The organism is Martinezella tropici, from assembly GCF_003287875.1.
In the GTDB taxonomy this organism is placed as follows: domain Bacteria; phylum Pseudomonadota; class Alphaproteobacteria; order Rhizobiales; family Rhizobiaceae; genus Rhizobium; species Rhizobium tropici_C.
In genome coordinates this window covers 1-11,115 of the sequence record NZ_QMKK01000051.1, presented here as the reverse complement: position 1 = coordinate 11,115, position 11,115 = coordinate 1, and the positions used below count along the sequence as shown (strand labels likewise).

The 11,115-nt window shown below is 58.9% G+C and carries 13 protein-coding genes; 1 reads left to right on the top strand and 12 read right to left on the bottom strand.

Going from position 1 to position 11,115, the window contains the following annotated elements; all coding sequences use genetic code 11:
• Positions 1-73: 73 nt before the first annotated feature.
• The 4 genes from tnpA (DQ393_RS24470) to DQ393_RS24455 all read right to left on the bottom strand — a co-directional run bounded on the left by tnpA (DQ393_RS24470) (position 74) and on the right by DQ393_RS24455 (position 2,046).
• Positions 74-508: an IS200/IS605 family transposase gene (tnpA, locus tag DQ393_RS24470; protein WP_112340015.1), complete on the bottom strand. Its 435-nt coding sequence runs from the start codon at positions 506-508 to the stop codon at positions 74-76.
• Positions 509-696: 188 nt separating this feature from the next.
• Positions 697-1,002 (bottom strand): hypothetical protein, encoded by a 306-nt coding sequence (locus tag DQ393_RS24465; RefSeq protein WP_112344293.1) that lies wholly within the window; start codon positions 1,000-1,002, stop codon positions 697-699.
• A 181-nt stretch (positions 1,003-1,183) separates the two neighbouring features.
• A complete protein-coding gene (locus tag DQ393_RS24460; RefSeq protein WP_112344292.1) occupies positions 1,184-1,609 on the bottom strand; it encodes a secondary thiamine-phosphate synthase enzyme YjbQ in 426 nt (141 codons plus the stop codon).
• 83 nt (positions 1,610-1,692) lie between these two features.
• The gene (locus DQ393_RS24455) at positions 1,693-2,046 is read right to left on the bottom strand and encodes a DUF1428 domain-containing protein (RefSeq protein ID WP_112344291.1); all 354 of its coding nucleotides are present in this window, start codon (positions 2,044-2,046) and stop codon (positions 1,693-1,695) included.
• A gap of 155 nt (positions 2,047-2,201) precedes the next feature.
• Between DQ393_RS24455 and DQ393_RS24450 the strand changes: the two genes are divergently transcribed.
• Positions 2,202-2,594: a GNAT family N-acetyltransferase gene (locus DQ393_RS24450; RefSeq protein WP_112344290.1), complete on the top strand. Its 393-nt coding sequence runs from the start codon at positions 2,202-2,204 to the stop codon at positions 2,592-2,594.
• Between the two features lie 9 nt (positions 2,595-2,603).
• Here the strand turns inward: DQ393_RS24450 and DQ393_RS24445 are convergent, their stop codons facing one another.
• From DQ393_RS24445 to tnpA (DQ393_RS24410), 8 genes are all read right to left on the bottom strand, one after another.
• Positions 2,604-3,530 (bottom strand): LysR family transcriptional regulator, encoded by a 927-nt coding sequence (locus DQ393_RS24445; protein WP_112344289.1) that lies wholly within the window; start codon positions 3,528-3,530, stop codon positions 2,604-2,606.
• 286 nt (positions 3,531-3,816) lie between these two features.
• The gene (locus tag DQ393_RS24440; protein ID WP_112344288.1) at positions 3,817-5,046 is read right to left on the bottom strand and encodes an MFS transporter; all 1,230 of its coding nucleotides are present in this window, start codon (positions 5,044-5,046) and stop codon (positions 3,817-3,819) included.
• A 96-nt stretch (positions 5,047-5,142) separates the two neighbouring features.
• On the bottom strand, positions 5,143-5,874 hold the full coding sequence (locus DQ393_RS24435) for a B3/B4 domain-containing protein (protein WP_112344287.1): 732 nt from the start codon (positions 5,872-5,874) through the stop codon (positions 5,143-5,145).
• Between the two features lie 84 nt (positions 5,875-5,958).
• Positions 5,959-6,765: an AraC family transcriptional regulator gene (locus tag DQ393_RS24430; RefSeq protein WP_112344286.1), complete on the bottom strand. Its 807-nt coding sequence runs from the start codon at positions 6,763-6,765 to the stop codon at positions 5,959-5,961.
• A 93-nt stretch (positions 6,766-6,858) separates the two neighbouring features.
• Positions 6,859-7,836 (bottom strand): DMT family transporter, encoded by a 978-nt coding sequence (locus DQ393_RS24425; RefSeq protein ID WP_112344285.1) that lies wholly within the window; start codon positions 7,834-7,836, stop codon positions 6,859-6,861.
• A gap of 136 nt (positions 7,837-7,972) precedes the next feature.
• Positions 7,973-9,427 carry a DUF930 domain-containing protein gene (locus tag DQ393_RS24420; protein ID WP_112344284.1) on the bottom strand — a complete coding sequence of 485 codons (1,455 nt, stop codon included), beginning with the start codon at positions 9,425-9,427 and terminating at the stop codon, positions 7,973-7,975.
• 233 nt (positions 9,428-9,660) lie between these two features.
• Positions 9,661-10,461: an APH(3')-II family aminoglycoside O-phosphotransferase gene (locus DQ393_RS24415; protein ID WP_112344283.1), complete on the bottom strand. Its 801-nt coding sequence runs from the start codon at positions 10,459-10,461 to the stop codon at positions 9,661-9,663.
• 102 nt (positions 10,462-10,563) lie between these two features.
• Complete coding sequence (tnpA, locus tag DQ393_RS24410; protein WP_112340015.1) at positions 10,564-10,998, bottom strand: IS200/IS605 family transposase; 435 nt, start codon at positions 10,996-10,998, stop codon at positions 10,564-10,566.
• Positions 10,999-11,115 lie beyond the last annotated feature (117 nt).

Genomic DNA, 11,115 nt, shown 5'->3' with positions numbered 1-11,115 from the left:
AAGTCATGACCTCCACCAGAGGTGGAGGTTTGAAACGCTGCGCTTGAACCGCTAGAAGCGGTATTGTTAGCGCTTAGTAGCTACGATTGAAGAGGTCGGCAAAGTCGGAAGCTTTGTCGGCCTTTTCCTGATTACGGATATATTGTCTGACGACCTGCTCGTTATAGCCCGTCGTCGATACGAAATACCCGCGTGCCCAAAAGTGATACCCTTTGTAGCGGCGCTTGCGCGCATATTTGTTCGCTACGTAAAGGGCCGTCTTGCCCTTCAAGAAGCCGACAATATGCGAAACCGAGTATTTCGGCGGGATCGAGATCAACATATGCACATGGTCGGGCATCAGATGACCCTCCTCGATCTGGCAGCCTTTCTGCTGTGCCAGCCGACGCAAGAGTTCTCCCAACTCACGCCGCACGTCCCCGTAAAGTCTTTTCGTGCGGTATTTGCTGCCAAAAACAATGTGATACTTGCAGTCCCACGTCGCATGCGAGAGCGTTTGCTCATCCATAAAACCTCCTTGTTCGAAGTCTGGGCCACCCCAGCGGTTCAAGCAGGAGGTCTCTCAACTACCGTGTAGAACTCGTCCAGTCCTCCACCGTAGGTGGAGGTTTATTTATCGATATAATAAAGCCGCCTCCCTTTCGGAGGCGGCTTCGAATCCATCGAATAGATGTGGAAAACTTCGGTGCGCTACGATCAGCGGCGGATCAGCGGGCAACCGCGCACGTTTGCGAAAACGACGCGATCCGGTCCGCGGCGACCGAAGCCTTCGACCACGACGCGGCGCGGCGTGATGTTGTCGATGCGGGCGCGGCGCAGGCCCATGTCGCGTGCCTTCTGAACGGCAAGGCCCGGCGAGCAGATGCGGCCACGATAGTGGTCGTACCGTGCCTGCTGGATGCCCGGATGGAAATCGTTGGCCGATGCGGTGGCGGCCGTTGCGGAGATGGCGCCGAGCGCGATGAGGGCTGCAATACCTGCCTTGGCGAAAAGATTGCTCATGGTGTTTCTCCTTCAAATCCTTGCTGCGGATCGTTGCAATCCCGTTATCGGCCCCGTTAGTGGCCGATACCTTTGGGATTGAGGGCACGTTAGGTCAGCCAATCTGAACCGAACGCGAATTGGCCATTCAGATTGTATTCATGACGATTAACAACCGGTTGACGCAAGGTATGTAAAGGGCTCAGCCAGAAAAGTGCAGCACGATTTCACGCCGGTGCGGCCGGTCGCGATGCTCGAAAAGATAGATCCCTTGCCAGGTGCCAAGCGCCAGCCGGCCGCCCATGACCGGAATACCGATCGAAACCTGGGTTAGCGCCGCCTTGATATGCGCCGGCATATCGTCCGGCCCCTCCAGCGTATGCATGATCCAGCGCATCGAAGGATCGGAGGACGGCGGCACGAGCCGGCTGAAGAAAGCCTTGAGATCCGTCTTCACATCGGGATCGGCATTCTCCTGAATGAGCAGGGAACAGGACGTATGGCGCACGAAGACGGTTAAGAGCCCCTCGCCGCCACCCGCCGCCTTCCGCACGAATTCCGTCGCCTCCTCGGTGAATTCATAGAGCCCCTGCCCGTGAGTTGCGAGCGTGACAACGGTTTGCGGCATGGCATTTTCCTGACGTGGCGATAGTACTCCGCATCAGGTCGGGCGCAGTAGCCGGAATGTCAAGCCCGGCCACTGCCTACCGCCTATAGTGCGACGGCGATTTTGAAGCCGCCATAAATCATGCGCTTGCCATCGAAAGGCATGTTTTTCATTTCATCGTCCAAACGCGGATCGGCCATGACCTTCGCCATGATCGCGTCACGGCTCTCCCGCGATTCATAGGTGATCCACGAAAACACCACGACTTCATCATCCGTTGCCTGCACCGCACGCGGGAAGGAGGTGAGTTCGCCATAGGGCACGTCGTCCCCTATGGCCTCGACATAGCTGAGCGCGCCATATTCCCGCCAGATCTCGCCTGCTTTGCCCGCCAATGCCTTATAGGCCTCGATCTTGTCTTTCGGCACGGCAACAATAAAACCATCGACATAGGACATTTTCGCCTCCTTTGTTCTATGCTCACCCTTGAAGGACGATCGAGAATGACCGGATCCGACATAGGTTCAGCACTTTTTCGATTCAGTACTTTCGCCTTCGGCTTGACCGGATGGGCGGACAAGAATTCGCACAGTGCCCATGCGAAGGGACGTCAATGGAGATAGAATACAGGGACAATCCAAGTCTCGGAAATGAAGCGCTCAATGCCCTGTGGGCATCTGCCTGGGAGGCCTCTTCCCCGCGGGATTTCCAACCGATCCTTTCCAGAAATCTCGCCCATGTCGGCGCATTCGCCGACGCGAGACTGGTCGGCTTCGTCAATGTCGCTTGGGATGGCGGCATTCACGCCTTCATTCTCGACACCTGCGTCGATCCTGCGTTTCGGCGACGGGGCATTGCGAGCGCCTTGGTCGAGCGGGCGAAAATCCTGGCTCACGAGGGCGGTGCTGAATGGCTGCATGTCGATTTCGAACCGCATCTCGCCGGCTTTTATCGAAACCTTGGTTTCGCCTCCACGGAGGCCGGCTTGATACGACTACGCGATTGAGGCGGTGCCCTAACCCGACGATCGGATTTGCGATAGCAACCAATTGCGAAACAGCGCTGCGGCCGGATTCAGCAATGCATTCGGCGGATAAAGAAGATTGTAGCTGACGGCGGCCGGCTGCACCTCGATGAAGCACCGAACCAGCGTCTTCCCGGTGAGATCGCCAGCGACCAGCGAGCTGCGAACGAGAGCGAAACCGCGCCCTTGCCGGCAGGCTTCGAGCATGTCGGCGAAGGAAGCGAACAACGGCGCCTCCTCCACCGCTCGCGCTATATCGAAACGCGGAGTTGCCTCGTCATTGCTCCCGCCGGTAATCTGCTCGTACCAGCGTTGCCAATCCAGTATCGTGTGCCGCATGCCGGCATAGCGTAGCAGCGGTGCGGCCCTTATAGCCTCGCGTGGCGGCAATTGTTCGGACAGCTGCGGCGAACTGACGACGAATTCCTCGTCCGTCAGCAGTTCCTCCTGCGTGAGGCCTGCTTGAGCACGGCCGAGCCAGATCGCCAGATCGGCGCCGCCAGGCTGGAAATCGGGGCGCTGATAGCCAACGGCCATTTTCACCTCGATGTCCGGATGACGCTGGCAGAAATCCGGCAGGCGTGTCGCCAGCCACTGGCTCGAAAACTCCGGAGTGACCGAAACGGCGACGCTGCGAACCGAGACACTCGCGCGCGCCTGGTAAAGTGCTGCTTCCAGTTCGGCAATCGTTTCAACGACTGCCGGATACAGGCGCGCACCCAGTGGCGTCAGTCTCGCACCGTTTCGGCCTCTGTCGAATAACCGCCCTCCGATCCACCCTTCGAACTGGGCAAGCTGATGACTGACGGCCGTCTGCGTCTGCCCGATCCGCTCCGCAGCACGACCGAAGCCGCCGGTTTCGGCGATCGCACAGAATGTCTGCAGCACGGATAGCGGTGGAAGCGGCCTCTTTCCCATGAAAATCTCGCATGTATTCAAGTGCAAAGCTTCATTATACACGGCGTTATTTTCGGCGCATCTGTCATTCTCGAAACCTTGAGATCGAGATCAGATGAATATCCTTCATGATTACCGCACCAAGTCATGGATCGCGCGGCTCTTGTTTCGACAAGGCAACGGTGAAAAACGGCCGCATGCGAAAGAGATCGGCAAACGGAACATACTGCCTTTGGCAAACAGGCATTTGCTACGAGATGTGGGTTTAGACAACCTTGCCGAAGCGCGGATCAGGAGATAAAGACCTTTAGCCTCTGAGCGTCTTCACCTTGGTCAGATCCGGAAAAAGCCGCGTCCAGAGCAGCACCACGACTATGGTGCCGAGGCCGCCGACAATGCCGGTCAAGACCGGCCCCAGCACACTCGCAAGCATGCCGGACTCGAATTCGCCAAGCTGATTGGACGTGCCGATGAAAAGCGAATTCACGGCATTGACGCGGCCGCGCATGGCGTCCGGCGTAAGAAGCTGCACGAGCGAGCTGCGCACGACGACACTGACGGTATCGGATGCACCGACAACGAAGAGCGCGGCAACGGATAGCAGGATATTGCTCGAGAGCGCGAAGACGACGGTGGCAACGCCGAAAATCAACACTGCGAACAGCATCTTCTTGCCGACATCCGTCTGCAGCGGCCGGCGCGCCAGCCAGATCGACATGACCAAAGCGCCGATTGCCGGCGCGGCGCGCAAGAGGCCAAGCCCCCACGGACCGGCATGCAGGATATCGCGTGCAAACATCGGCAACAGCGCCGTTGCGCCACCGAGAAGAACGGCGAAGAGATCGAGCGAGATCGTGCCAAGCATGACCGGCCGGCTTCTTATGAAGGAGACACCGGCGAAAACAGAGCTCAGCGTCATCGGCTCGCGAGACGGAGCCTGTCGCTGTTCGAGGCGGATCGAGATGACATTGATGCTGGCGATGACATACAGCGCTGCCGAAACGGCAAAAGGCGCGACGGGGCTGACGCCATAGAGCAGGCCCCCGAGCGACGGACCGATGATGAAGGCCGTCTGCATCATCGAGGTGGAGGTGGCTATCGCCACCTGCAGCAGCGAAGACGGCACGATGTTGGGCAGCAGCGCCGCCATTGTTGGGCGCTCGAAGGCCGTTGCCGCGCCCATGAGGGCGACGGCGGCGAGGATTCCGGAGGGACCTATCCAGCGCTGCCAGACGGCCACGGCCAGTGCCAATGCGGTCAGCGCTTCGATCAATTGGCAGGCAAGGCCGATGCGCCGGCGGTCGAACCGATCGGCGACATGGCCGACGACGAAGGTCAGGATGACCATCGGCAGGAACTGGCAGAAGCCGACGAGCCCTAGGAAAAAGGCGCTATGGGTCTGGTCATAGATCATCCAGCCCATGGCGACGGTCACGGATTGAAACCCTATCGAGGAAAAAACACGCGATGCCGCAAAGGAACGGTAGCCAGAGTGCCCGAGCACGCTCGGCCGGTCTTCAGTCTGCAGGGTATCCATGGGCTTTCTTCGTCCGCCTGCGCGGATGCGCGGAGACTCGTTTTCAATCGTTCGACATTCTATTGAAGCCCCTGCTCTGCCTGAACGAGCGGCTTGTCAACCGGGTTTTTGCTGTCGCCGCGAATTCGATGCAGATGACAGATCAAATCGCGGTGAAGACGAGCTGAGAAGCCCCCGTGTGGCCGTGATCGACCAAACGGCGGCCAGTTCCGCCGCAATGGCATCGATGAGCCTCGGCACATCGCTGCGCGCCGCATCATGCATCGCCTCGGCAACGATCAGCACGGAGTGCGTGTCGTTGCGCACCGCGGATAAGCCGCTTTGCCGATTGGTCCAGCGCCGGGCATGCGCCCGCCCCGCCGCATCGGCAAAGATCACTTCTTTCGGTTCGGGACGCTCCGTCTCGCCGGAAAAGGTGAGGTAACTTTCGCTGCCGTCGGCATGTCGCACCTCGAGATCGTCGGATATTTTCGCAACATCGAAAACGGCGACGGGAATGGCGAAGGCGATCGAGATGGCATTGCAGAGATCGACGAGCGGATGCAGCCGCGGCAGCGATCCGTCCTGGCGAAAGCGGCGAAGCAGCGACTCGGATGCACAGCGATATTGCGTCGGCTTCAATCCCATCTTCGAAAACGTCCGCCGCCAGGCCTGTATTTCCGGCATCTCGCTTTCGCCGCCCTGCGCCAGCCGCTCGGCGGCGATCGTGTGATATCCCGCGATACGCCCAGTGACGTCGACGTCGGAACTAATCCCCTCGGCGAACAGCACGCCTGGGACCAGCTCGGGAAACTCGCTCCACATCTCGTTCGAGTGGCGGAAAAACATGGATATACTCCTTCTGCACAGCTTACCTGGCGTCGCAGAAAACCCCGTCGTCGTCGTCCGGTCTTGAATAAAATTGCAGATGTCTCAACCGATAGCCGCGGCATAGGCGCCCGGAGAAAGGCCGAAGTTGCGAACGAAAAGGCGTGTCATGTGACTCTGATCGGCAAAGCCGCTGGCAAAGGCCGCCTCCGCCAGGGATGTGCCCGCGGCAATCAAACGCCGGGCTTCTTGAATCCGACGCTGTAGGAGATAGGCGTGAGGCGTGAGTCCCGTTGCCTTGGTGAAGGCACGCAGGAACTGGAAATGGCTCAGCCCGCATAAATCAGCAAGTTCTGCAAGTGTCAAAGGGGCCGCAGGATCGTCGTCGATCAGATCACGCGCCCGGCCGATGGCCGCGGGAACTGCGGCGTCAAGTAAGCTGTCCGCTCCCTCGCGCATCACGGCAGCGACGAGCGAGAGCAGTAGTCCATCCCGCAAGAGCGCGTCCTGCGATGTGCTGTTTATCACGAGCGGGAGCAAGGTTTTGAAACATGCAGCCGCTTCGTTGTTGCGGATGACGGGCGACGGAAATTCGGCCGCTCCAAACCGGCCCCTGCCAATGTCGCGCATGAGATCGCCGATCACGCGAGGTTCGAAATAAAGCATGGACCAGGCACGGCTATCGCCGATCGGCACACCATCATGCACCTCGTTCGGATTGACGCTGATGAGGTCCCCGGCTTCGGCCCGCACCATCCCTCGCCCACTGAGCGACGCCTGCGCGCCGGCCTCGATAATGCCGATGCCGAACTGATCATGCGTATGCTTGGGAAAGCTATGGCCTGTTTCGGCTCTGACCGCCTCGATGCCGACAACGCTGGAACGGTATATCCTGAATTGACCGGACCTCATCCGTACCGTCTTCCTATACCGCCAATATCGTTGCGCTAGCGATTACATCGCCAATGCGGCAATGTCGCTCGCCTGCAATCCAGACGCAACGCTTTAACTGCCTCCGCCCGCCTTTTCATCCGCCGCCGTCACCAATGCTGCCTGCGTATTGCCCGCAACCGCAGTCGGCAGCGGAGTGCCGCGCTTGCGCTCTCGCGCCAATGTCAGCAGGCCGGAAAAGATGATGAGGACGATGCCGGCGGCCATCGGCATGTCGATGCTGTCGTTGAACAACAGGTAGCCGAAAGCAATCGCCCAGAGCATCTGACTATATTGCGGCGGCGCGACCAGATTGGCGGGCGCCATTTGCGCGGCGGTCAACAGCAAAACGCTGCCGAACGCGCCAAGCAGGCCGTAGCTCGCGAGGAATATCCATTGTGTCGGCGTCGGCATGGTCACTTCGGACAGCATGAGAAAGCCGCTAACGATGAGCGTTCCGAAGAGGCCTGCACCATAGAGCGAGATACGTTTCTCCTTCGTGCCCAGCGCGCGGTTGATGACGATGGAGATCGCCGCCGCAAGACCGCCGATTGCCGCACAGAGATGACCGACCGAAAGCTCGCGAAAACCGGGCCTCAGAACGATCAGCACGCCGACGAAACCTAGAATGACCGCCGTCCAGCGCTGCCAGCGCACATCCTCTTTAAGAAAAATCACCGAGAGAATGGTCACGAAGGACGGCAGCAGGAAGAGCAGCGCAAAGGCTTCCGCCATCGGCAGCCTGGTGAAGGCGACGACGGAGCAGATGGCGCCGGTCGCGCCACAGACGAAACGCAGCAGCCACAGGGGGCGGTTCGAGGTCCGCACCATGTCGAGCCATTCGTCTTCACGCTTCTTCAGGAAAGGTATGGCGGCAAAGCCGAACAGCGCCCCGATGAAGGCGACCTGATAGGAAGGAATGGCCCCATGCAGGATCTTGATCGAGGCATCGCTGAAGGCGAAGACAGCATAGGACGCGAATGCCACAAGGACACCACGCAGGGCAGATCGGCCCGCTGCCGCAGAACTGGAATCGGCTGTAATCGAGGACATCGGAATCTTGAGAAAAGTGCGATGGAAGGACACTGAATCAGGGAGATACAGGCAATTGTATGATGAAATGAGCTGAATTTCGATTGGGCCGTGAATAAACTATTGTTTCAGGTGGATGCCGTCGGCGAGCATTGGATCAATTTCCAAGGACACGCGATTTATCCGGCTGACTCGGAGAGACATGTCCTCGGAGCGTGTAAGAAAAAGCGACAACCTTAAGTGCATCGCTATCCACTTCGCAGGTGAACGCCACCCTCTGGCTGCCACTGGGTGTATCAACCACAACCCCATCGCCGAACAAGCTAACATCAGAAAGCATTGCCGGCGACAGCGCGGAGTTAGTGAAACCTACAGCATGGAGATCGTGGCCGAACTGTAACTTTTCTTCGGAGTTGCAAAGATAGCGCACGCGCTGCCGCCGAGGCAACTTCTTCCAGGCGTCGTATTCGCTTTTCGAGAGCCGCGCCATCTCGGCACCCGAATAGAGCTTCTTAGCCTGGATAGCCCTCTTCGGCGCAATCGATTTGGGAGCTTGCGGCTCGGTAACCAATGCAGTGCCGCCTTCAGCCGGGTTACTTTGACCACCCAAGGCAGACTGGCTTTGAGCACTCAGCTGTGAAGGAGATGGCTTCACCGCCGGAACAGCAATCTGCGGTGGGTCTTTCGCTTCGTCCGTGGCCTGCTCGGCAGGAGACTGCTGCTGCGGATCGGCGGCCGGCGCCTGGGCGGCGGCTTGTGCCTGCGGATCATTCTGATTGGCCGCTGGGGCCTGCGGCTGCTGCACCTGCGAATCCGAAGGCTCGTTGGTTGCCAAGATATCAGGCACCGTGGAGGAGGCTTTGGCGGTCGGGTCGCTTGCTGGCGGCCGGGCGGCATTTGCCTGCTGATCCTTGGCGTCCGCTTGCTGTTGGGCTTCCTGCGCCTGCTGCGCCGCCCGTGCTTGCTCCTCAGCCTGAGCGGCCGCCTGCGCCTCCGCTTGCTGCTCGGCCGCAGCATCGTTTGGCGGCGTCGGAGGCGTGTCGCTTTGTTGCTCGGCGGCATCCGCCTCCTGCGTGGTCGTCGGATCCTTCTGATCGCCCTTCATATCCGGAAGAGGCGTCTCGGTCGCGGAGGGCTGCTGCTCCGCCTTGTCAACGGGCTTGTCAGCGCCGGGATCGTCAGGCTTGGCCTCAGGCTTCTCTGCCTGCTCCACCGGCTTGTCGGCCTTGGCTTCGTCGGGTTTGGCTGGAGGCTTTTGCGCCGCTTCCTTGCCCTGAGGGTCGGATTGCTTTGGCGGCTGCTCGTCCGACTTTTTTCCCTGCGGCTGCTGCGGCTCTTGTTGGGTTTCGGCCGCCTGCTCCGCCGGCTTCTCGTCAGGTTTCGGTGTCGGTTTGGGAGGCTGGTCGGGCTTCTCGTTCGCCTTCGTCGCAAGCTCCTGCTTTTGCTCCTGCTGCGGCACCAGCTCGACATTGACGCTCTGCTCGGGCTTTGCCTCCGGCGGCGCCGGCAGCAGCGGCAGCAGAAAAACCGCGACAAACAGGACGTGCAGAAGGATCGACAGGACAAAGCCCGGCCTCATCTCCCTATCCCGTTTTTCCGCAACTTTTTCCATTCAGCCGAGGGCTCGCGCAGAGGAAGCAATCAAGAGAAAACAACGCATAGATTCATTCGATCCTTACCGGCAAACAGATCAGAAGACTTTTCGGTCGCTGACATATGGTACCCGACCACGCGCCGCGAAAGAGGTATCGGCGGAAATCGAACTTGTCAGTCCTCCACGCGATCCGCAATGGCGCAAAAACAAACCTGCGTGATCGCATAGCGGGAAAGCATGTGCATCCACCGTTAGAAGAATTCGTCCAACAGCCGATAGAAAGCCATCTTCTCTGGCTGTGGTTCGAAATTTCCATAGGCCTTCAAAAACTCGAACACCAAGCCCTTACCGAAATTGTACTCGATGCTGCCACAGGCAAGCGCAATATCCTGATGACGATCGGCAATACCGAGACGGCCGCAATCAATATAGCCGCTGAATCTACCGCCGTCGGCCATGAAGTTCGGTAGGCAGGCATCGCCATGGGTGACAACAAAATCCTCCGCTGACGGTCTTTTGGCCTCAAGCTCACGGAAGAGATCCTCCGCCGACCGCCCCAGCCTGGCATCATCGAAATCATCCTCATCAACGCGGCCGGCAAGCATGCGCGCCCTCGCCTCGGCAATTCTGTTCCCCAGTCGATGATCGAAGGGACATCCAGCGATATCGACTGAGTGCAATCGCCGCAAAGCATCCGCCAAAAGCCGCACCCGCTCCAGCGGCTGTAACCGCTCCGCGCTGACGAGATCGCTGCCGGGAAGAGCGCTCATCAAAAGCCATTCGCGTTCGCCGTCCTTCTCGTGGGTAATGACATCCGGGCAAGCAAGGCCCTGCGAGGCCAGCCATCGCAGCCTGGCAACCTCGCCGGCCAATTCACCCAAGGGATCGGCCAGCTCGGTCTTGAGATAGACCGGCGCGCGTCCATCGGACTCAAGCCGAAAGACATGGGCCGAAGAGTGACCGAGCGCATCCTGCCGCCATTCATATCCAGCCAACGCATCGCGTAGCCGGGTTGGGATGAGTGTTTCCATGAATTGCGGCTTGCTCGCCATGAATCAGACCCTTGATGCCGATTCTGTCAAAGTCATGACCTCCACCAGAGGTGGAGGTTTGAAACGCTGCGCTTGAACCGCTAGAAGCGGTATTGTTAGCGCTTAGTAGCTACGATTGAAGAGGTCGGCAAAGTCGGAAGCTTTGTCGGCCTTTTCCTGATTACGGATATATTGTCTGACGACCTGCTCGTTATAGCCCGTCGTCGATACGAAATACCCGCGTGCCCAAAAGTGATACCCTTTGTAGCGGCGCTTGCGCGCATATTTGTTCGCTACGTAAAGGGCCGTCTTGCCCTTCAAGAAGCCGACAATATGCGAAACCGAGTATTTCGGCGGGATCGAGATCAACATATGCACATGGTCGGGCATCAGATGACCCTCCTCGATCTGGCAGCCTTTCTGCTGTGCCAGCCGACGCAAGAGTTCTCCCAACTCACGCCGCACGTCCCCGTAAAGTCTTTTCGTGCGGTATTTGCTGCCAAAAACAATGTGATACTTGCAGTCCCACGTCGCATGCGAGAGCGTTTGCTCATCCATAAAACCTCCTTGTTCGAAGTCTGGGCCACCCCAGCGGTTCAAGCAGGAGGTCTCTCAACTACCGTGTAGAACTCGTCCAGTCCTCCACCGTAGGTGGAGGTTTATTTATCGATATAA

Bases quoted from the DNA above. Each gene is read 5' to 3' on its own strand.
- DQ393_RS24435 (WP_112344287.1), bottom strand. From the start codon at position 5,874: ATGTTTTTCCGCCACTCGAACGAGATGTGGAGCGAGTTTCCCGAGCTG.
- DQ393_RS24450 (WP_112344290.1), top strand. From the start codon at position 2,202: ATGGAGATAGAATACAGGGACAATCCAAGTCTCGGAAATGAAGCGCTC.
- tnpA (WP_112340015.1), bottom strand. From the start codon at position 10,998: ATGGATGAGCAAACGCTCTCGCATGCGACGTGGGACTGCAAGTATCAC.
- DQ393_RS24415 (WP_112344283.1), bottom strand. From the start codon at position 10,461: ATGGCGAGCAAGCCGCAATTCATGGAAACACTCATCCCAACCCGGCTA.
- DQ393_RS24460 (WP_112344292.1), bottom strand. From the start codon at position 1,609: ATGCCGCAAACCGTTGTCACGCTCGCAACTCACGGGCAGGGGCTCTAT.
- DQ393_RS24465 (WP_112344293.1), bottom strand. From the start codon at position 1,002: ATGAGCAATCTTTTCGCCAAGGCAGGTATTGCAGCCCTCATCGCGCTC.
- DQ393_RS24430 (WP_112344286.1), bottom strand. From the start codon at position 6,765: ATGAGGTCCGGTCAATTCAGGATATACCGTTCCAGCGTTGTCGGCATC.
- DQ393_RS24425 (WP_112344285.1), bottom strand. From the start codon at position 7,836: ATGTCCTCGATTACAGCCGATTCCAGTTCTGCGGCAGCGGGCCGATCT.
- DQ393_RS24440 (WP_112344288.1), bottom strand. From the start codon at position 5,046: ATGGATACCCTGCAGACTGAAGACCGGCCGAGCGTGCTCGGGCACTCT.
- DQ393_RS24445 (WP_112344289.1), bottom strand. From the start codon at position 3,530: ATGGGAAAGAGGCCGCTTCCACCGCTATCCGTGCTGCAGACATTCTGT.
- DQ393_RS24420 (WP_112344284.1), bottom strand. From the start codon at position 9,427: ATGGAAAAAGTTGCGGAAAAACGGGATAGGGAGATGAGGCCGGGCTTT.
- tnpA (WP_112340015.1), bottom strand. From the start codon at position 508: ATGGATGAGCAAACGCTCTCGCATGCGACGTGGGACTGCAAGTATCAC.
- DQ393_RS24455 (WP_112344291.1), bottom strand. From the start codon at position 2,046: ATGTCCTATGTCGATGGTTTTATTGTTGCCGTGCCGAAAGACAAGATC.